General features: G+C 28.3%; 21 protein-coding genes. 16 read left to right on the top strand and 5 right to left on the bottom strand.

What is annotated here, in order from left to right:
- Nucleotides 1-17 precede the first annotated feature (17 nt).
- The 7 genes from ABDZ60_RS01645 to ABDZ60_RS01615 all read left to right on the top strand — a co-directional run bounded on the left by ABDZ60_RS01645 (nucleotide 18) and on the right by ABDZ60_RS01615 (nucleotide 7,048).
- The gene (locus ABDZ60_RS01645; protein WP_343775335.1) at nucleotides 18-542 is read left to right on the top strand and encodes a GrdB-related putative oxidoreductase; all 525 of its coding nucleotides are present in this window, start codon (nucleotides 18-20) and stop codon (nucleotides 540-542) included.
- Between the two features lie 74 nt (nucleotides 543-616).
- A complete protein-coding gene (locus ABDZ60_RS01640; RefSeq protein WP_343775333.1) occupies nucleotides 617-1,570 on the top strand; it encodes a glycosylasparaginase in 954 nt (317 codons plus the stop codon).
- Nucleotides 1,571-1,581: 11 nt separating this feature from the next.
- A complete protein-coding gene (locus tag ABDZ60_RS01635; protein WP_343775330.1) occupies nucleotides 1,582-2,685 on the top strand; it encodes a Sapep family Mn(2+)-dependent dipeptidase in 1,104 nt (367 codons plus the stop codon).
- Nucleotides 2,686-2,741: 56 nt separating this feature from the next.
- Nucleotides 2,742-3,494 (top strand): copper homeostasis protein CutC, encoded by a 753-nt coding sequence (locus ABDZ60_RS01630; protein ID WP_016206995.1) that lies wholly within the window; start codon nucleotides 2,742-2,744, stop codon nucleotides 3,492-3,494.
- A complete protein-coding gene (locus ABDZ60_RS01625) occupies nucleotides 3,484-4,344 on the top strand; it encodes a YitT family protein (protein ID WP_343775326.1) in 861 nt (286 codons plus the stop codon). The genes ABDZ60_RS01630 and ABDZ60_RS01625 overlap by 11 nt, the downstream gene beginning before the upstream one ends.
- A gap of 90 nt (nucleotides 4,345-4,434) precedes the next feature.
- Entirely contained in the window at nucleotides 4,435-5,586 is a 1,152-nt protein-coding gene (locus tag ABDZ60_RS01620) for a Card1-like endonuclease domain-containing protein (RefSeq protein ID WP_343775323.1), read from the top strand.
- A gap of 97 nt (nucleotides 5,587-5,683) precedes the next feature.
- Nucleotides 5,684-7,048, top strand: a complete 1,365-nt coding sequence (locus tag ABDZ60_RS01615; protein WP_016206993.1) for a 6-phospho-beta-glucosidase — start codon at nucleotides 5,684-5,686, stop codon at nucleotides 7,046-7,048.
- A 205-nt stretch (nucleotides 7,049-7,253) separates the two neighbouring features.
- On the opposite strand, the gene ABDZ60_RS01610 is transcribed toward ABDZ60_RS01615, so the two are convergent.
- Together ABDZ60_RS01610 and ABDZ60_RS01605 are read right to left on the bottom strand one after the other, a co-directional pair.
- A complete protein-coding gene (locus ABDZ60_RS01610) occupies nucleotides 7,254-8,060 on the bottom strand; it encodes a MurR/RpiR family transcriptional regulator (RefSeq protein ID WP_016206992.1) in 807 nt (268 codons plus the stop codon).
- Nucleotides 8,061-8,167: 107 nt separating this feature from the next.
- Nucleotides 8,168-9,055, bottom strand: coding sequence for a phosphatidylserine decarboxylase (locus ABDZ60_RS01605; protein WP_343775318.1), 888 nt, complete (start codon nucleotides 9,053-9,055; stop codon nucleotides 8,168-8,170).
- Between the two features lie 142 nt (nucleotides 9,056-9,197).
- Between ABDZ60_RS01605 and ABDZ60_RS01600 the strand changes: the two genes are divergently transcribed.
- The 4 genes from ABDZ60_RS01600 (at nucleotide 9,198) to ABDZ60_RS01585 (ending at nucleotide 12,584) form a co-directional block, all read left to right on the top strand.
- Nucleotides 9,198-9,533, top strand: coding sequence for a DUF1622 domain-containing protein (locus tag ABDZ60_RS01600; protein WP_016206990.1), 336 nt, complete (start codon nucleotides 9,198-9,200; stop codon nucleotides 9,531-9,533).
- 292 nt (nucleotides 9,534-9,825) lie between these two features.
- On the top strand, nucleotides 9,826-11,553 hold the full coding sequence (locus ABDZ60_RS01595; protein ID WP_016206989.1) for a ferredoxin hydrogenase: 1,728 nt from the start codon (nucleotides 9,826-9,828) through the stop codon (nucleotides 11,551-11,553).
- A gap of 234 nt (nucleotides 11,554-11,787) precedes the next feature.
- The gene (locus ABDZ60_RS01590) at nucleotides 11,788-11,997 is read left to right on the top strand and encodes a DUF362 domain-containing protein (RefSeq protein ID WP_343775308.1); all 210 of its coding nucleotides are present in this window, start codon (nucleotides 11,788-11,790) and stop codon (nucleotides 11,995-11,997) included.
- A 2-nt stretch (nucleotides 11,998-11,999) separates the two neighbouring features.
- The gene (locus ABDZ60_RS01585) at nucleotides 12,000-12,584 is read left to right on the top strand and encodes a 4Fe-4S binding protein (protein ID WP_343775305.1); all 585 of its coding nucleotides are present in this window, start codon (nucleotides 12,000-12,002) and stop codon (nucleotides 12,582-12,584) included.
- A gap of 86 nt (nucleotides 12,585-12,670) precedes the next feature.
- Here ABDZ60_RS01585 and ABDZ60_RS01580 read toward each other — a convergent pair whose 3' ends face one another.
- Nucleotides 12,671-12,874 (bottom strand): hypothetical protein, encoded by a 204-nt coding sequence (locus ABDZ60_RS01580; RefSeq protein WP_343775302.1) that lies wholly within the window; start codon nucleotides 12,872-12,874, stop codon nucleotides 12,671-12,673.
- A gap of 242 nt (nucleotides 12,875-13,116) precedes the next feature.
- On the opposite strand from ABDZ60_RS01580, the gene ABDZ60_RS01575 reads away from it, so the two are divergent.
- Nucleotides 13,117-14,460 (top strand): MATE family efflux transporter, encoded by a 1,344-nt coding sequence (locus ABDZ60_RS01575; protein WP_343775299.1) that lies wholly within the window; start codon nucleotides 13,117-13,119, stop codon nucleotides 14,458-14,460.
- Between the two features lie 72 nt (nucleotides 14,461-14,532).
- Here the strand turns inward: ABDZ60_RS01575 and ABDZ60_RS01570 are convergent, their stop codons facing one another.
- The gene (locus ABDZ60_RS01570; RefSeq protein WP_016206979.1) at nucleotides 14,533-16,143 is read right to left on the bottom strand and encodes an ABC-F family ATP-binding cassette domain-containing protein; all 1,611 of its coding nucleotides are present in this window, start codon (nucleotides 16,141-16,143) and stop codon (nucleotides 14,533-14,535) included.
- A gap of 484 nt (nucleotides 16,144-16,627) precedes the next feature.
- On the opposite strand from ABDZ60_RS01570, the gene ABDZ60_RS01565 reads away from it, so the two are divergent.
- The 4 genes from ABDZ60_RS01565 to ABDZ60_RS01550 all read left to right on the top strand — a co-directional run bounded on the left by ABDZ60_RS01565 (nucleotide 16,628) and on the right by ABDZ60_RS01550 (nucleotide 20,087).
- Nucleotides 16,628-17,938: a sodium-dependent transporter gene (locus tag ABDZ60_RS01565; RefSeq protein ID WP_016206978.1), complete on the top strand. Its 1,311-nt coding sequence runs from the start codon at nucleotides 16,628-16,630 to the stop codon at nucleotides 17,936-17,938.
- Between the two features lie 164 nt (nucleotides 17,939-18,102).
- The gene (locus tag ABDZ60_RS01560; protein WP_016206977.1) at nucleotides 18,103-18,465 is read left to right on the top strand and encodes a GntR family transcriptional regulator; all 363 of its coding nucleotides are present in this window, start codon (nucleotides 18,103-18,105) and stop codon (nucleotides 18,463-18,465) included.
- 3 nt (nucleotides 18,466-18,468) lie between these two features.
- Nucleotides 18,469-19,344 carry an ATP-binding cassette domain-containing protein gene (locus ABDZ60_RS01555; RefSeq protein WP_343775294.1) on the top strand — a complete coding sequence of 292 codons (876 nt, stop codon included), beginning with the start codon at nucleotides 18,469-18,471 and terminating at the stop codon, nucleotides 19,342-19,344.
- A complete protein-coding gene (locus ABDZ60_RS01550; RefSeq protein ID WP_343775291.1) occupies nucleotides 19,344-20,087 on the top strand; it encodes a hypothetical protein in 744 nt (247 codons plus the stop codon). The genes ABDZ60_RS01555 and ABDZ60_RS01550 overlap by 1 nt, the downstream gene beginning before the upstream one ends.
- An 82-nt stretch (nucleotides 20,088-20,169) precedes the next feature.
- On the opposite strand, the gene trhA is transcribed toward ABDZ60_RS01550, so the two are convergent.
- Complete coding sequence (trhA, locus tag ABDZ60_RS01545; protein ID WP_046999882.1) at nucleotides 20,170-20,817, bottom strand: PAQR family membrane homeostasis protein TrhA; 648 nt, start codon at nucleotides 20,815-20,817, stop codon at nucleotides 20,170-20,172.
- Nucleotides 20,818-20,991: the final 174 nt, after the last annotated feature.

The raw sequence follows: 20,991 nt of genomic DNA, 5'->3' as shown, positions 1-20,991 counted from the left end.
ACTAAAGAGGTGAAAACATGAAAATTATCATGATTTTTGATCAGATCCAATCTGGTCTTGGAACAAAAGATGACAAGATGTTGCCACTTGGAGGCAAAAAGGAACCAATAGGCCCTGCAGTTATGATGGCACCTTTTTTAAAAGAGGTAGATGGTCATGTAATAGCATGCTTATATTGTGGTAATGGCACATATTTAGCAAATCCAGATGAGGTAACCCGTAAGTTATGTGCAATGGTAGATAAGATAAAACCAGATGTTGTTATATGTGGGCCTGCATTTAATTATATTGATTATGCAAGAATGTGTGCTCATGTAGCATATGAAATTAATACATCAACAGATATAAAGGCATTTGCGGCAATGAGTGAAGAAAATGAAGAGACTATAGAATTATATAAAGATAAGATTTCTATTGTTAAAACACCTAAAAAGGGTGGCTTTGGATTAAATGATTCCCTTAGAAATATGTGTAAGCTTGCACAGGTTATTGTTAAAGGTGAAGATACAAAGGACTTAGAAAGTAAGATATGTTATAAATAAAAGTCAAAGGGCTGTCTTGTGACAGCCTCTTTATTTACATATATGCTAAATAAAAAGAGTTGGAGGTAATGTATATGTGGGGTATGATTGCTACTTGGAGAATGGCTGCCGAAGGGATTACTAAAGGCGCTGAAATTTTAAAAAAAGGTGGATGTGCAGGAGATGCTATTGAATCGGCAATTAAGGAAGTAGAGGATTTTCCATATTATAAATCAGTTGGATATGGTGGGCTTCCAAATGAAGAAATGGAAGTTGAACTAGATGCAGCTTATATGGATGGAGATACATTTGATATTGGTGCAGTTGCAGCAATTAAGGATTTTGCTAATCCAATTTCAATTGCACGTTCATTAAGTAATGAAAAGGTAAATTGTGTACTTGTTGGAGAGGGAGCGGAGAAATATGCACATAAATTAGGATTTGAGAGAAAAAACATGTTGAGTGATCGTGCTAAAGCACATTATAGAAAGCGTGTTAAAGAAGTTAAAGAGCAGGAACTTAAACCATACATTGGGCATGATACAGTTGGTATGGTATGTTTAGATGCTAGTGGTAAAATGGTTTCAGGGACATCAACAAGTGGATTATTTATGAAAAGAAAAGGGCGTGTTGGGGATTCTCCAATTATTGGATCAGGGTTATATGTAGATAGTGAGGTAGGAGGTGCTAGTGCAACTGGATTAGGTGAAGACCTAATGAAAGGGTGTATCTCCTATGAGATTGTTAGATTAATGAGTGAAGGAGTACATCCTCAAAGGGCTTGTGAATTAGCAGTAAATAAACTAAATGAAAAATTAAAGAAAAGGCGTGGAGAAGCTGGGGATTTATCTTTAGTGGCAATGAATAATAAAGGTGAATGGGGAGTTGCTACGAATATTGAAGGATTTTCATTTGCAGTAGTAGTGGAAGGTAAGGATACAGAAATTTATTTAACTGAAAATATAAATGGCAAGTTTGTTCATAAATTAGCAACTCAAGAATGGCTTAATAATTATATGAAAACGCGTATGGCACCAATTGAGGAATAGGAGATAATTTCATGAGAGATAAAATAATAAAAAAAGTTGAAGAAGTTTCTCCATTAATGATTGAAAAAATAAAAGAAATAATTTCAATTAATAGCATTGAGTCAGAGGCAATAAAAGAAGCCCCTTTTGGTAAAGGGATAAAAGAAGCTTTACTTAAAGCTTTGGAAATTTCACAGGAATTAGGTTTTGAAAGTGTTAATATGGATTCTTACTTAGGATATGCTCGTTATGGAAAAGGTAGTGAATATGTATGTGCAATTGGACATTTAGATGTTGTTCCAGTTGGTGATGGATGGAGACATCCACCATTCAGTGCTTACGAAGAAGATGGATTTATCTACTCAAGAGGAATATTAGATAATAAGGGACCTATTTTTGCATGCTTATTTGGGCTATATGCCTTAAAAGAGTTAGGAATTAAATTAAGCAAGGAAGTTAGAATAATATTTGGTTGTGATGAGGAAAGTGGATTTGAAGACTTAAAGTATTATTTAAAGCATGAATTACCACCTATATATGGGTTTACACCAGATTGTAAATATCCTGTTATTTATGCGGAAAGAGGTAGAGCAGTAATTAAAGTATCTTCAACATTAGATAAGTTAGGGGAGTTTTTTGAATTTATAAACCAATATTTTATAAATGCAAAAAATAATGGTGAGAATTTAGGCATTGATGTCAATGATAAAGAATTTGGTGAAACATTAATGAGGAATTATCAATTAAGTATGGAAGAAGACTTAGCAACATTTAGAGTTTCAATTAGCTATCCAGCTAGTATTAGTATTGACAAAATAATAAATCAATGTAATATTAAAGCAAAAACATTAAAAGTCGAATTAGAAAGTCACTTTAAGCCTGTTAAATTTAAGAAAGATTGCTTTTTAGTAGAAACATTGCAAAAGTGTTATGAGGAAGTAACAGGACTTGATGGTACTCCTGTTACAACAACAGGAGGAACTTACGCAAAGATAATGCCTAACATTGTTCCCTTTGGACCAAGTTTTCCAGGTCAGAAGGGGATAGGGCATAATCCAAATGAGTGGATGAGCATAGAGGATATAATTACAAATGCTAAAATATATGCATTAAGTTTATATGAACTTGCAAAATAGTTTATAAAAAATGTCCTAATAAAGAGATAAAGAATCTAAAAAGAGGGGTTGTTTATATGAATAAATACGTAGAAATATGCTGTGGCAGTTATTACGATGCACTTGAAAGCTATAAAGGTGGTGCAAAAAGAATAGAATTAAATTCAGCATTACATTTAGGTGGCTTAACACCATCACTTGCATCTTTAAAAATGACAAAACAAAATACTAAGCTTAAAGTTATTTGTATGATTCGTCCTAGAGGTGGTGGATTTTTTTATAATAAGGAAGATGTTGAAGTAATGTTTGCAGATGCAGAAATACTTATGAAAAATGGTGCTGATGGTTTAGCATTTGGTTTTTTAAATGAAGATACTACAATTAATAAGGCTTTAACTAAAGACATGGTTGAATTAATTCATAAGTATAATGGTGAAGCTGTTTTTCATAGGGCATTTGATTGTGTAAGAAAGCCTGGTGAAACTATGAAGGAATTAATTGAAATTGGTGTTGATAGAGTGTTAACAAGTGGATTAAAAGAAAAGGCATGGGATGGTAGAGTAATGCTTGCTCATCTACAAAAGGAATATGGTGATAAGATTGAAATTCTTGCAGGTAGTGGTATTAATGATAAAAATGCAGTTAAATTAATGAATGAAACTGGGATTTATCAAATACATTCATCTTGTAAGGACTGGTTAAGTGATCCAACAACATCAACAGAAAGCGTTAGTTATTCATATGCAAATTTTCCTAATGAAAATAATTATGATGTTGTCTCAAGCTTGAAGGTATCTACTTTAGTAGGAAGTGTATTAAATGAAAGATAATAAAATAACTAAAGCCTTAATAACAATAGTAGCAGTTTTTTTATCTTCATTGTTACAGGCATATGTTATTCAGGTTTTTATACAACCATCAAATTTACTTTCAAGTGGATTTACTGGAGTAGCTATTCTTATTGATAAGATTACGTCCCTATATGGAGGTAATATTTCTGTTTCACTTGCAAATGTAGCACTTAATATACCAGTAGCATTTATTTGCTATAAGTATATTAGCCCTAGGTTTACTTTTTTTTCCTTAACTCAAGTATTTTTAACAAGCTTACTTTTAAAGCTTTGTAATTTTCCACCTATATTTGATGATTTACTGTTAAATGTGGCTTTTGGTGGATTTGCTTATGGAATATCTGTTGTATTTGCATTGAAGGGGAATGCATCGACAGGTGGGACAGACTTTATAGCATTATTTGTATCCAATAAAATAGGAAAATCAATTTGGGAACATGTATTTGTGTTTAATACTATTATATTAATTATATTTGGAGCTATGTTTGGATGGCTTTATGCAGGATATTCTATTTTGTTCCAGTTTATTTCAACAAAAACTATATCAACTTTTCACCATCGTTATGAGCGTGTAACTTTACAAATTACAACGCAAAAAGATGAAGAAATAATTGAGGAATATATAAAGGAGTATCGCCATGGAATATCATGTATTGATGCAGTTGGTGGATATAGCAAAAAGAAAATGAAACTTCTCCATACTGTTGTTTCATCATATGAAGTTAATGAAATTGTAAGTTTAATGAAAAAGATTGATCCTAAGATAATTATTAACGTACTAAAAACTGAGACATTTTTTGGTGGTTTTTATAGGAAACCAATAGAGTAATACTACTTAGTAAGTTGCTTATACTGGGATAAAATTCTTATCCTTTGGATAAATTAAAAATATATAAACTTGAAAAGAAAGGCTAATAGTATGAATGTAGATATATTAATAAATCAACTAGATAATCACAATGGGGCAAATATATTAGCAACAAAAAGATTTAATCCAAGGGAAGTATTATTTATATACGATAAAAGTAAGATAGATTTGATAAATACTGTAGAGAATTATTATAAAAACTATCTTTCATCAATTAAGTTTAATAAAGTTCTAATAGAAGAAGGAAATATAGCTTTATTAAATAAAATTATAAATGAGAGTAAAGATAAAAATCTATTAATTAATTTAACAGGAGGAAGTAGAATAAACTCCTTAATGTTACTCAATATATCTAAAGATAATTCAATAAAATCAATATATATAGATGTTAAAAATAAAAATTTATATATTTTTGATAAAGATATAGAGGTTGCTAAAGAAGAGTATGAAGATATGCAATTAGAGAAAATAATAAAGGCATCAGGAGGAACTCTTTTAAGTGATTCAAGCGATCTTTCTAATAAAGAAGATTTAATCTATTTAACAAAAAGTATATATAAAAATTTAGATTTGTGGCATAAATACAAACAGAAATTATATGATGCTAATATATTTATTCATCATTACGAAGATTCTAAAACTGTTACTATAAAAGTACAACTTTTATTAGAAGAAGAAAAAAATCTGATAAATAAAATACTTAAAAGGCTAAGAGAAATGGGTGGCGTAGATTATAGTCAAATTTCTGATGGAGAAATTACAGTTAATTTTAAGAATGAATACTTAAAATCATTTATATTTAAAAGTGGAACATGGCTAGAGATAGCCACAAATATAATGATTAGAGAAATAAAAGAAATAGATGAAGTAAAAAGTGGCGTTATGTTCTTATGGAATGATAAAAGTAATATAGTGAAAAATGAATTAGATGTAATTGCAGTGAAAGATGCTATTCCTATTTTTATATCATGCAAAGATAGTGATAAGTATAATGAAGAAGCATTAAATGAATTAGATGTATATAGCAAACAAATTGGTGGAAGTAGAGCTTTTAAAATTTTAGTTGCAACAAAGGAACCAATAAAGCTTGCAGTAAAAGAAAGAGCTAAAGAAATGGGAATAAATCTTATAATATTTGATGGAATTGAAGAAAATTTTAAATCTCAAATAAAAAAAATAGTTATAAATAAGAATAAAGAATGATTTAAAAGTAGATTTTCAAATTTTGAAATTGTTTTCCTTGATATGTATATATAATAAAAGTATAAAGTAATATATTAAAGTTATGGGGGTTGGGCATATGAATAAAAAAGGTTTAAAGATAGTTACAATAGGTGGAGGATCAAGTTATACACCTGAATTAGTAGAAGGTTTAATAAAAAGATATGATGAGATGCCTGTAAGCGACTATTGGTTAGTTGATATTGAAGATGGAAAAGAAAAATTAGAGATCGTTGGTGCATTAGCTAAAAGAATGGTAGAAAAAGCAGGAGTACCAATGAATATACATTTAACACTAGATAGAAGAGAAGCGTTAAAAGATGCAGATTTTGTAACTACACAATTAAGAGTTGGATTATTACCAGCAAGAGTAAAAGATGAAAGAATTCCATTAAGTCATGGCTTTTTAGGACAAGAAACTAATGGAGCTGGTGGTCTATTTAAAGCATTAAGAACAGTACCAGTAATATTAGATATAGCTAAAGATATAAGTGAATTATGTCCAAATGCTTGGTTAATAAACTTTACAAATCCAGCAGGAATAGTCACAGAAGCTTTATTAAGATATGGAGTTCATAAAAAGGTTATAGGTGTATGTAATGTTCCAATTGGGTTACAATATGCTTTTGCTGATATATTAGGAGTAAATAGTGATAGAATAACTGTAGATTTTGCAGGATTAAACCATATGGTTTATGCTGAAAAAGTTTATTTAGATGGAAATGATGTTACAGCTGAAATTCTAAAAGAATTAACATCACCTGATTCTAAAACTCAAACAATGGCAAATATAAAAGGATTTGATTGGGATATAGCAACTATGAGAGCTTTTGGAGTAATTCCTTGTCCTTATCACAGATACTATTACAAAACTAGAGATATGCTTAATAGTGAATTAGAAGAATTCAAAAAAGGTAAAACTAGAGCAGAAGTTGTAATGGAAGTTGAAAAGAAATTATTTGAAATGTATAAAGATGTTAATTTACAAGAAAAGCCTGAAGAGTTAGCTAAACGTGGTGGAGCTCATTATTCAGATGTTGCATGTAATGTTATAAACGGAATATATAATGATAAGAATACTATAATTGCAGTAAATACTAGGAATAATGGAACTTTAAAGCAATTCGAAGATGAATCAGCAGTAGAAGTGAGCTGTTATATAGGAAAGAATGGTCCAGTACCAGTAGAAACAGTTACTGATTTACCTATATTTGCACAAGGATTAGTTGGACAAATAAAAACATTTGAAAGACTAGCAGCAGAAGCAGCATATACAGGAGATTACAATATAGCACTATTAGCAATGGTAACAAATCCTTTAATCTCAGATGATATAAGAGGAAGAAAATTATTAAATGAAATGTTACTTGCTCATAAAAAATACCTACCACAGTTCAAAAATGTTATAGAAAAAATTGAAAAGGTAGAAAGAGCTGAATTTTAGATAGGGTACAGTGCACAGAACATAGTTTAAAGAGGGAATAACTCATTAAGACGAGTTAAAGAATAGAGAAATAAGAAAAGAACTCAATATTAAAAAGTGAGTTCTTTTTTTGATTTTCTAATATCAGTTGTCTACTAAAGAAAACTATAAGCTTTTAAATTGTGTACTCTTAACTAAATAAGTTGTGTGCTGAAAAAAGTGTAAATTATGAGTTACTTTTATAAAGAATTCCATATCTAACATAAATGTATTCAATTAAGAAGCTTAAGTCATATCTATGATTTTGAACATATTCATTAGAGTCATTTCTAGGTGGTAGATAAATTATATAATCACTTCTTTTTATATATTCAGTTTTTTTCTTTTCGGTAATAACTACTACTGTGGCTGGGCTTTTCTCTATCTTCTTCCAAAGCCTTTCATGATATAAAGGAAATCTTCCAGTAGGAGAAATAAGAATTGCTAATGAATTTTCATCTAAATCTTCAGCTAATCTTTCTTGCTCTTGAACATCATTAGCATGATAAATAAGTTTAGATAAATTAACTAATTTACGTTGTAAGTCTTGAGCCATAAGTTGGGAGAATTGAGTTCCAAATATGCATACGTTGTTACTATTAAAAATAAGCTCAATTACTCTATCAACAATTTTTAAGTCTATAAATTCCTTAGAGGTTTCTATTTCGTCAATAATTTCTAAGGACATATTCTTTAATATATCTTCTCTTGAAAGATCATAAGAGATTGCTTTAGGTTTCATAAGACCTTCATTATAATGACCAATATTTATTTTTATATTTTCCTTAAATTCTATTAAATTAGAATATCCCAATTTATGACAAAATCTTGTTATAGCAGCTGGTGAAGTAAAGCAAATATCAGCAAGCTTATTTATAGACATTTCTGGAATAGAACGTATATTTCTAAGCATGGTTATTGCTATATTATAATTAATATCATTTTCCTTACTACTATTTAAAAATAATAATAATCTATATATTAAATCCCCCATTAATTTTACTCCTATAATATATTTTCATTATATAAAAAATTATTTTAAACATATATTGTAATTTATACTTATATAGTTTGTAAAAAGTAATTTTAAAAACTATGTTATTAGCTTTTAGTACCTATTACTTCACCCATTAAAACTTTAGATTCAAAACCAAGATCTGTTTGGTGCAATATATCCTCATGAATTTTTATGGTATCTTTCTTAAATAAAAGAATAGTAGTTGAACCACCAAATTTAAAGTATCCCTTTTCTTCTCCCTTTGAAACTTTTTTATTAGGTGTATATGTTTGGATTATTGTTCCAACACATGTCGCACCAACTTCAACATGAATAATATCACCAAAATTATCGGATTTAAATATACTCCATTCCCTTTTATTTTGACAATAAAGTTTAGGGATTCTCTCTAATGCAATAGGATTAACAGAATAATAATTACCATTTATAAAATTGTTTTGTAATGGTAAGCCATTATCAACAAAATGAAATCTATGATAGTCAGTAGGACAAAGTCTTAATACTAAGCATACTCCACCTTCATATTCCATAGCAACAGAAGCATCACCAATTAATTCCGATAAACTATAATGAATTCCCTTAACTTGAACTAGATTATTTATATTAATATTTTCGTATGCAAATAGTCTTCCATCTCCAGGTGATATAAGGAGGTTATTATCTTTTAAAATAGGCCTTGAATCTTCTTTTAAGGTTCTAACAAAAAAGTCATTAAAGCTATTGAAGTCATCTATAGTATTAGAGCTTATATTCATGTCTATGTCAAAGTCCTTTATAAAAGAAGGTATCTTTTTCTTGCTAAAAGAAGTATCGCAATAAGAACCATAAATCTTAGAAAATAACTTTTTCTTTACTAAAAGCTCAGTAAGTCCTTTTCCAACTGGTGATTCATAGGACCACTTAATATAATTTTCTCCAGCAACTTTTTCAATTTCATAATTTTGTGTTTGTCTATTATATACTCGTATCATATGGTACCTCAAATAAATATTTTTATAGTATTATATTAACATAAAAACGCAATAAAAATTCTAATATTATATAAATTACTTTACTTATTTTTAATTATCAAAGATAATTAAATGTAAATAGTAAGTTTGGAGGGGATGAGTCTTGTTAGGACATTTAATAGAAGTAGTGACACCAATAGTAATACATCTTTTGGAATTAATGGGTATATTAATAATAATTGTTGGATCTATTAAAGCTTTTTATAGGTTTATAGTAAATATGATTACAAAGAAGTTCTACCCTATAAAGATAGAATTTGCACAATCATTAACCTTAGCATTGGAATTTAAGCTTGGAGCAGAGATATTAAAGACTGTCATAGTTAGATCAATGGATGAAATGTATATACTAGCAGCAATAATAGTATTAAGAGCTATATTGGCTTTTGTGATTCATTGGGAAATGAAAGCTGATTTAGAAAGCAAGATACATAATTAATTATAAAAATTCATAGATAATTTTAAATGTTAAATAAAAGTTAAAGTTTTCATTTATTAAACTATTATTATAATAGCATTTTATTCCCATTTTGATAAATTTGTTAATAAAGTACATTTTCCACTATAATTTTACATTGTACGCTAACGATTTTTGTCGTAAAATCATAGGTGAAATATATTCTAGAAAGTAATAATTAAAAGATAGCAATTATCTCAAAAATAGAGTAAAATAACATTGTTAATAATATAACGATTTTATTTTTCACACCATGATTATAGGGGGAGTTTTAATGAAAAACATAACTATTAATGGAAATAAAATTCTAGTTAATGAAGATAAAAGTTTAATAAAAATAGCAAAAGATAATGGAATAGATATTCCTGCATTATGTTTTTTAGAAGATTGCAGTAATGTTGGACAATGTGGAGTTTGTTTAGTTGAAGTTGAGGGGCAAGATGAATTAGTTAAAGCATGTTGTTTTATTCCTGAGGATGGAATGGTTATTAATACAAACACAGAAAGAGTTCAAGAAGAAGTTAAAAATACAGTTTCATCATTATTAGATAAACATGAATTCAAGTGCGGACCTTGTAAAAGAAGAGAGAACTGTGAATTTTTAAAGCTAGTAATCAAAACTAAGGCAAGGGCATCTAAGCCTTTTATTGTTGCGGATAAAACTGAATATGTAGATGATAGAAGTAAATCAATAGTTTTAGATAGAACTAAGTGTGTTAAATGTGGAAGATGCGTGGCAGCATGTAGAGTAAAGACTGGAACAGAATCAATAAAGTTTATAGAAGTTAATGGGGAAAATATTATTGGACCAGAAAATCTAAAGTGCTTTGATGAAACTAATTGTTTATTATGTGGACAATGTGTAGCGGCATGTCCAGTAGATGCTTTATCTGAAAAATCTCACATGGATAGAGTTAAAGAGGCATTAGAAAATGAAGAAAAGCATGTTATAGTTGCAATGGCACCATCTGTTAGAACTGCTATGGGTGAATTATTTAAGATGGGTTATGGAGTAGATGTTACAGGTAAATTATATACAGCATTAAGACATCTTGGATTTGATAAGATTTTTGATATAAATTTTGGTGCAGATATGACTATAATGGAGGAAGCAACAGAGTTAGTTCAAAGAATTAAAGCTGGTGGACCATTCCCTATGTTTACATCATGTTGTCCAGCTTGGGTTAGACAAGTTGAAAATTATTATCCGAAATTTTTAGAAAATTTGTCAAGTGCTAAATCACCACAACAAATATTTGGTACAGCAAGTAAAACATACTATCCACAAGTTGCAGATATAGATCCAAAAAGAGTATTCACAGTAACTATAATGCCTTGTACAGCTAAAAAATATGAAGCAGATAGACCGGAAATGGAAAATGATGGATTAAGAAATATAGATGCAGTAATAACAACAAGAGAATTAGCAAAAATGATTAAAGATGCAAAAATAGATTTTGCTAAATTAGATGATAGTGAAGCAGATCCAGCAATGGGAGAGTATACTGGAGCAGGTGCTATATTCGGAGCTACTGGTGGAGTTATGGAAGCAGCTTTAAGATCAGCTAAGGATTTTGTTGAAGGTAAAGATTTAGAAAATATAGAATATGAACAAGTAAGAGGTTTAGCAGGCATAAAGGAAGCAACAGTTGAAATTGGTGGAGAAAGTTATAACATTGCAGTTATAAATGGAGCTTCTAATGTATTCAGCTTTATGAATAGTGATAATTTTGATAAAAAGAAATATCACTTCATAGAAGTAATGGCATGTCCAGGGGGATGTGTAAATGGTGGTGGACAACCTCACATAAATGCATCAGATAGATTAACGATGGATATTAGAAGTGTGAGAGCATCAGTATTATACAATCAAGATAAAAATGTGCTAAAGAAAAGAAAGTCACACGAGAATGGTGCTTTAAATAAAATGTATGAAACATATATGGGAGAACCAGGTCACGGAAAAGCTCATGAATTACTTCATTTTAAATATACTAAATAGATTAAGATAAGATAAAAAGGCAGGATAGCATTATAGTAATGTTGTTCTGCCTTTTATTTTGTTCACTGGGTTGAGAGTTTTCAATAAATATAAGTATATTTTTACCTTTTAAAAATGATTAAATTTATTATTTTATAAAGAGATTTAAGAATTCTGTGACTTTGTTACAGTTTAAATTAAGAAATAAACATATAATCTGAACTATAGTATTTATATTTTATGGGGAGGACTATTATGCCTAGACAGATAATAAGAAGAAAGGCTTATGTAGATACCAAATATTGTGTTGCATGTGGAGAATGTCAGAAAAATTGTCCATTAAAAGCAATTACTATATACAAGGGGATTTATGCAGAAGTTGATTTTAATAAGTGTGTTGGTTGTTCTAAGTGTGCCAAAGTGTGCCCTGCATCTATTATCGAGATAAAGGAAGGTGAAGTTTAATTATGAAGAATATAAGTAAAAAGAAATGGTATGATTACTTATGGATTGTAACTATTTTATATCTGGTCTTAGGATTATTTAATATACTATTTGCTTGGCTTGGATTAATATGTTTTTTAGTTCCATTAATAATAAGCTTCACTAAATATAACAAGGTATATTGCAATATATATTGTGGAAGAGGACAATTGTTGAATTTAATGGGAACTAAATTTTCAAGAAATAAGCCAATTCCTAAATTTCTAAAGACAAAATGGTTTAGATATGGATTTTTAATATTCTTTTTATCTATGTTTATTAATATGTTATTTAATACGTATTTAGTTTTTAACGGAACTAATAATTTAAGAGAAGTAATTACTCTTATTTGGACTTTTAAAGTACCATGGAAATTTAATAATTTATCAAATGTAACTCCATGGATTGCTCAATTTTCATTTGGATTTTATAGTATGATGCTTACATCTACTATAATTGGAATTATTACAATGTTTTTATATAAGCCTAGATCATGGTGTGTATATTGCCCAATGGGAACAGCAACTCAGGGGATATGTATCATAAAAAATAAGTTGAATGAATATTGATAAAATAAAGGATGTCATGTTTTGATATGGCATCCTTATAAAACTATAATTAAATATTTATAAGTGTAAAAATTTCAAGTTATATGCTAATGATTTTTAATCTTTATATATGGAAAAAATAAACCAACTAGAGATAATAATAATCCAATAATAATAATAGAAATGTTTTTAATTATTGTAAAAGATTCATCTATTAATTCTATGACTGAAGAATAAAAAATATTGAATATAGAGTTAGAAAAAAGTATAAAAATTAATCCAACTATAATAAGAAATATTCTTAGCTTCATATATACCTCCATAATATTATAAATATGTATTATTATAACATAAAAAAACATTTTTACTAGTAAGTTTAGAAAACTTTGATATTGACAAGTGAACCATATTTTAATAAAATAACTTTAATTAAATAGTTGAGAGTATTTATGTCGCCGGACATAATATTTGTATAAGAAGCATTAGGGATTCATACCATTAGGCCTTTGGGTATGAACCACCTAATGCTTTTATTTTATGAGGAGGTAACTATATGAGAGATTATAAATTGAATAATAGTATTGTTAAAAAATTTGTAAGGTATGTATCACTTAATATAATTAGTATGATAGGACTTTCTTTTTATATACTTGCGGATACATTTTTTATTGCAAATGGAGTAGGTAGTATTGGATTAACTGCTTTAAACTTAGTATTACCTTTATGGAGTTTAGTTAGTGGTATAGGGTTAATGATAGGTATGGGTGCAGGAATAAGGTACTCTATACAAATGGGTAAGGGAAATAAACAAGGAGCAAATAGGATATTTACGCATGCAATATTTATGGGCATTATAGTGGGTATAATTATAACTGTAATTGGAATTTTATTTTCTTATGATATTGTAAAAGTTTTAGGAGCAGATAAAACTGTAATTCCATTAGCAGGAAGTTATCTAAAAACACTTTTATCTTTTTCATGTGTATTTATATTAAATAATATAGTAACTATTTTTGTAAGAAATGATAATGAACCTAATTTAGCTATGGTAGCAATGATTTTAGGAAGCTTAAGTAATATAGTTTTGGATTATATATTTATATTTCCATTTAAGCTTGGAATGTTTGGAGCTGCTATTGCAACAGGAGCTACACCAATATTAAGCTTAGCTGTATTATCAATTCATTTTATAAGAAAGAAAAATAACTTTAAACTTATTAAATTTAAATTTAATAGAGGGGATATAAAAAGCATAATTTCACTAGGAATACCTTCTTTTATTACTGAATTCTCTTCTGGGATAATAATATTAATATTTAATTTTACCATTCTTAGAATATCTTACAATATAGGAGTTGCTGCTTATGGAATAATTGCAAATTTAGCTTTAATAGTAGTAGCAATTTTTACAGGAATAGCTCAAGGTATTCAGCCTATAATTAGTAAAAGTTATGGAGAAGGGAAACTTAAAGATATCAAATTTATATATAAATATGGATTAATACTATCATTAGTACTAGGTATGTTATGTTACTTATTAAGCTTTAATTTTTCCGAGGAAATAGTCAACCTATTTAATAACGAGGGAAATGCAGAATTATTATCTATGGCTGTAAAAGGAATTAATATTTATTTTAGTGCATTTATTATTATGGGAATAAACATTGTAACTACATCCTTTTTTGCATCTATCAATAATACAAGAAAATCATTTACTATTTCAATGATGAGGGGTTTGGTTATAGTAATACCATTGATATTATTATTGCCTAATTTCTTAGGAATGACAGGGGTATGGCTTACTATTCCTTTGGCTGAAGTTATTACCTTAGGAATAAGCATTATGCTTATAATAAGTAGAAAAGAAGAGGTAGGATCAGAAGTTAATAGGCTTTAAAATTTAATTTATAGATAGTTTATAGATTTATAAATAAAAAAGTCAGCAATGCTGACTTTTTTATTATATTAACTATTTAGCTTTTCCAGAAAACTCTAAGTATTCATCATATGTCATTGCTCTATCTACTATTGAACCATTTTCTTTTATATCAATTATTCTATTTGCAATAGTTTGTATAAATTGATGGTCGTGAGAAGCAAATAAAAGTACACTCTTATAATCTCTTAAGCCATTATTAACAGCAGTTATAGATTCAAGGTCTAAGTGGTTTGTAGGTTGATCTAGCATTAGTACGTTAGCAGATGATAACATCATTCTAGATAACATACATCTAACCTTTTCTCCTCCTGATAAAACACTAGCTTTCTTTAATGCTTCTTCACCAGAGAATAACATTCTTCCAAGGAATCCTCTTAAGTAAGATTCTGATTGCTCTTCTACAGTGTTACCAGAGTATTGTCTTAACCAGTCTACAAGGCTTAAGTCACAGCCATCAAAGAATTCATTATTATCTTTAGGGAAGTAAGATTTTGTTATAGTTATTCCCCATTTGAATTCTCCACTGTCTGCTTCCATTTCTCCATTTAGTATTTTAAATAAAGTTGTGACAGCAATATCATTATCACCAATTAAAGCAATTTTATCTTCTTTATTAACTCTAAAGCTAACATTATCTAAGACCTTAACTCCATCAATAGTCTTAGTTAATCCTTCAACTGTTAAAATTTCATTACCAACTTCTCTTTCAGGTTTAAATCCAACGAAAGGATATCTTCTGCTTGAAGGCTGTATATCATCTAATGTTATCTTATCTAATAACTTCTTACGAGAAGTAGCTTGTTTAGATTTAGAAGCATTAGCACTAAATCTAGCAATAAAGTCTTGTAATTCTTTAATTTTTTCTTCTTTTTTCTTATTTTGATCCTTAGACATTTGTAATGCTAATTGGCTTGATTCATACCAGAAGTCATAGTTACCAACATATAACTTGATTTTACCAAAGTCAACATCAGCCATTACAGTACATACCGTATTTAAGAAATGTCTATCATGGGATACAACTATTACAGTTCCTTCAAATCTTAAAAGGAAATCTTCAAGCCAGTTTATTGATTGTATGTCTAAATGGTTAGTAGGCTCATCCAGAATTAGTATTCCAGGATTTCCAAATAATGCTTGAGCTAGAAGAACTTTAACCTTCTCTCCTCCTACAAGCTCTGACATCCTTTTATAGTGCATGTCAGTTCCTATTCCTAAACCTTGAAGTAAAGAAGAAGCATCTGATTCAGCTTCCCAACCGTTCATATCAGCAAATTCACCTTCAAGTTCAGAAGCTCTTATACCATCTTCATCAGAAAAATCAGCTTTGGCATATAAAGCATCCTTTTCTTCCATTATTTCATATAATCTTTTGTTACCCATTATTACTGTTTGTAAAACTTCAAACTCATCATATTCATAATGATCTTGTTTTAAAACAGACATTCTTGTATTAGCAGGAATAGAAACATCTCCTGTATTTGGTTCAATTTCTCCAGATAATATTTTTAAAAATGTACTTTTACCAGCACCGTTAGCACCTATAACACCATAACAGTTACCAGGATTAAATTTTATATTTACATCTTCGAATAGCTTACGGCCACCAAATCTTAAACTTACGTTCGATACAGTTATCACTGAAAACATACCTCATTTCTAATCTTATTCATTTCGTTATTATACCATAAACTCAACATAATTTCATTGAAAGATAAAATAATATTTAGAAAATTTAAGGAAAACATAGAAAATTCTTTAAACTTTATATTTTATAAGGATTGACACATATGTATAGAGATGATAGTATTTATTAAAATATACTTTTAGGAGAATAAAAATGAGCAAAATAATTAACTTTAAAAAAATAAAAGTTAATATAAATTATTATTATAGCTATTATAGATAGGACTTGTATTTATAAATTAATTATAGATGCAAGCCATAAGCAAGATTTAAGGTTTGTATCTGTGATGGTTATAAGTTATTAATTATGCTCAAATTTATAGAGATAATTTAACCACATAGATAAATACTGTGTGGTATTTGTTTAAATTCCTGTTTATTTACCACATAGTAGAAACTATGTGGTTTTTTTATATATAAACAAGGAGGAATGTAGGTTATGAAGAAAAGAGAGCATTTTACAAGTAGAGCAGGATTTATAATATCTTGCATAGGGGCAGCAGTAGGTTTAGGTAACATTTGGATGTTCCCATATAGGTTAGGACAAAATGGAGGGGCGGTATTTTTAATACCATATTTTATATTTGTTTTATTACTTGGATCTACTGGGCTTATTACAGAGTTTACTTTTGGAAGATCAGCACAAGGAGGATCATTAACAGGAATAAAAGAAGCATTTAAGAAAAAGGGAAAAAAGGGTGGAGTATTAATAGGATCAATACCAGCAGTAGGATTAGCAGGAGTTTTTATGTTTTATAACGTAGTTGTAGGCTGGATTATTAAATATTTCACTTTAAGTACAACAGGAGAAATAAATAAAATACAAATAGATAATTTCTTTAATAACTTTTCAGGAAGTAAAGAAACTATATTATGGAATGCAATTGCTATAATTATTGCTCTTATTATAGTAGTTATAGGAATCACAAAAGGTATAGAGAAGGCAAATAAAATAATAATGCCTTTACTATTTATAATTTTTATTTTATTGGCATTTAGATCATTAACATTACCAGGAGCTATAGAAGGAGTTAGATACTTATTGACACCTAAGTGGGAATACCTATTTAAGATTAATACATGGGTAATGGCTCTTGGACAAGCATTTTTTACAGTATCACTAAATGGATGCGGTATGGTGGTATATGGCAGTTATATAGAAAAGGATATGGATATACCAAGATCAGCAGTTAGTACAGCAATATTAGATACTATATCTGCATTATTAGCTTCATTTGTTATAATGCCAGCAGTATTTGCATTTGGATTAGATCCTATGTCAGGACCACCATTATTATTTATAACATTACCAACTATATTTAAGTCAATGCCAGCAGGTCAAATATTATCAATGTTATTTTTCTTAAGTGTAATATTTGCTGCTGTAAGTTCATCAATCAATATGTTGGAAGGACCAGTAGAAGCTTTAATGTCCCAAACAAGATTAAGTAGGAAAAAGGCTACAATTTTAATATCAATTATATTATTTATATTATCAATACCTCTAAATTTAAATATGGATTTATTTAATAATTTTGCAGATTTTATAACTATAGTAATATCCCCACTTGGAGCATTAATAGTACTTATAGTTTTCTATTTTATGAGAGATAAAGAAGATATCTTAGAAGAAATAAACATGGGAGCAAGTAAGAAGGTTGGAGAAAAATTTTTATTATTTTCTAAGTATGGATTCACCACAATAACGGTATTAGTAATAGTACTTGGAATAATATATGGTGGTATATAAATTTTATTAATATTAGTGAATAGAGAGATGATGTGTATAGCATCATCTTTTTTTATTAAAATTATTGACAATAAAAACCAAATGCTATATAGTTAATTACATAAGTAATGAACCATACAACTAAAATGACATATAATATACTATAAAGTTAAAAGGAGGTAGCTATGAACTTAAATTTTTATAGTGAAATACCTATATATATTCAAATAGCACAATCAATAGAAGACGGAATTTTAAATGGAATTTTTAATGAAGATGAAGCAATACCATCAACAACAGAAATATCTGTAAAATTTAAAATTAATCCTGCAACAGTAGCGAAAGGCTTTAATTTATTAGTGGATGAAGGAATTATTTATAAAAGAAGAGGTGTTGGAATGTTTGTTTCAAGTGGAAGTAAGGAAAAGTTAGTACAAAAGAGAAAAGATAAGTTTTATTCTAATTATATAATTTCACTAATTGAAGAAGCAAAAAAGCTGAATATATCTACTGAAGATATTATAGAAATGATTAAGAGGGGGAAATAAATAATGGCATTGATAAATATATCAAATTTAACTAAAGAATATGGAAACCATAGAGTTCTAGATAATGTTTCATTAACAATAGAAGAAAATAAGATATATGGATTGTTGGGTAGAAATGGGGCAGGGAAAACAACACTTTTAAATCTTATAACCAATAGAATCTTCTCAAGTGGAGGTAAGGTTACAATAGATAATGAAGATGTAGTAGAAAATAGTAATGCCTTAGGGAAAATATATTTTATGACAGAGCAAGATTTATATCCTGAAGGAATGAAAATTAAGGATTTATTTAAATGGACAAAAGAGTTTTATAGTAATTTCAATATGGATTATGCTTTAAGCTTAAGCAATAAATTTGGACTTAATGTTAATAAGAAGTTTAAAGAATTATCTACTGGATATTCATCAATTTGTAAGATTATTATAACTTTATCATCAGGAGCAGAAGTATTGCTTTTTGATGAACCTGTTTTAGGATTAGATGCTAATCATAGGGATATGTTTTATAAGGAATTAGTAGCAAATTATATTGATAAACCTAAAACTATAGTTTTATCAACTCATATTATAGAAGAAGTTTCAGAGATATTAGAAAAAGTAATAATAATTAAAAATGGAGAGGTATTAGGTAATAATGAAGTTGAAAACTTGTTAGGGGAAGCTTACTTAGTATCTGGATCTTCAGAAAGGGTTGAAGAATATATAAAGGGTAAGAAATGTATTAATATAGATTCTATGGCAGGCTTTAAGGCTGCAACAATTATTGGGAAAATAAATGATGAAAATAAAATGCAAATAACGGATTTACAATTAGAAACATCAAAGGTAGAACTACAAAAATTATTTATCCACTTGACTGGAGAGGAGGAAGTTAAATAATGACAATAAAATCTATAATTAAATATAATATTAGTAGTTTAAAAAATTCAATAGCAATTTATTACACAATTTTTATTACTGTATGTCTAGCTTCAGTATTTCTTTCAAGAAATGCTAATATATCTTCTTCAGGAATAGAAATATCATCAGGAATATTTTTATTTGTAGCGGGACTAAATTTATTTAAAGAAAACTTCTATTTTATGAAGAGTAATAATGTATCAAGAAAAGATTTTCTATATGGAACAGCATTATCCATGATTCCAGTTGTTCTATTTATGTCTTTTATAGATATAATAATTAACCGTATCTATAATATATTTATGAAATGTCCAACTATTTACGATATGGCTTATAGCAATATAGGAAATGGGAATTGGTATCATTCTTTTGACTGGGTGCAAAGTAATAGTATTATAACTTTATTTAATACATTTGTGTTACAAGCTACAATATGTTTAGCTGCAATTTCTTTAGGTTTCTTAATAACTATAATTTATTATAAATGTAATAAGTTTATGAAGGTAGTAGTATCAATAGTACCAGTAGCAATAATTATACTATTAAATGTACTAATTACAGTTAATCCTAATATTAATAGTAGGATGGGGAAGGTTATAGCAACTATATTTGGATTGAATATTAGAAATTCATATGTAGCTGTATTAACGTTTATAATATTATTTATTGTATTTATATCAGTATCAAGGCTATTAACTAGAAAAACAATAATTAAGCAATAATAAGAAGAATGATAGTTATAATTTATAGCTATCATTCTTTATTTATATTTTATTTAAACAATATATTTATATTAATAAGTTTTTATAAGATATATGAAAATACAGAAATGAAATGACTTAAGCTTCCTAAGATAATAAATATGTGAAATATCTCGTGAAAACCAAACTTGCCAAATTTAAGCATTTTAGGCTTTAAAGCATATATAACCCCTCCAACAGTATAAAGAATACCACCAAGAACTAATAAGTATAAGCTAGCAGGATTAAGTACTTGAGATAATGGTTTAATCATAAATACTGCAGCCCATCCAAGTCCAATATAAAGAGAGGTTTGTAACCATCTTGGACAGTTAAACCAAAGCATTCTAAATAATATACCAGCAACTGCAATAGAAGCTATAGTTGTAAAGAAAACAGTTCCTTTAGAACCTCCAAGAGCAATTAAACAAAATGGCGCATAAGATCCAGCTATTAAAATGAAAATCATAGAATGATCCAGTTTTCTAAGTCTAAATATTATTTTTTCACTGGTTATTACACCATGATAAGTTGCGGAAACACTATATAATGAAATCAAACTTATACCAAATATAACGATGGAAACTATTGATACAGTGGAAGCATTATTAAGTAATCCTTTTGTTAACATTGCTATTAATGCAAAAAGTGATAAAATTGCTCCGATCCAATGAGTTAAGCTATTTATAGGTTCTCTTAAATATTTTTCCAAAATAAACACTCCTTCGTAGGTAGTTTTAAAAACTACGTGTTGTTAGTATTATATTAATAATATATAGTTAAAAAGTCAAAGTCCGTAAAAGTTCAAATTTTCAAAAAAATTAATATATTATATTAATTTTCTTGAAATATCTTAACAATACTAGTATATTTAATATAGATATAT

The sequence above is a fragment of the Clostridium sartagoforme genome, assembly GCF_039521405.1.
In the GTDB taxonomy this organism is placed as follows: Bacteria; Bacillota; Clostridia; order Clostridiales; family Clostridiaceae; genus Clostridium; species Clostridium sartagoforme.
The sequence above is the reverse complement of the archived record's forward strand: the minus strand, read 5'-3'. Positions and strand labels throughout refer to the sequence as shown.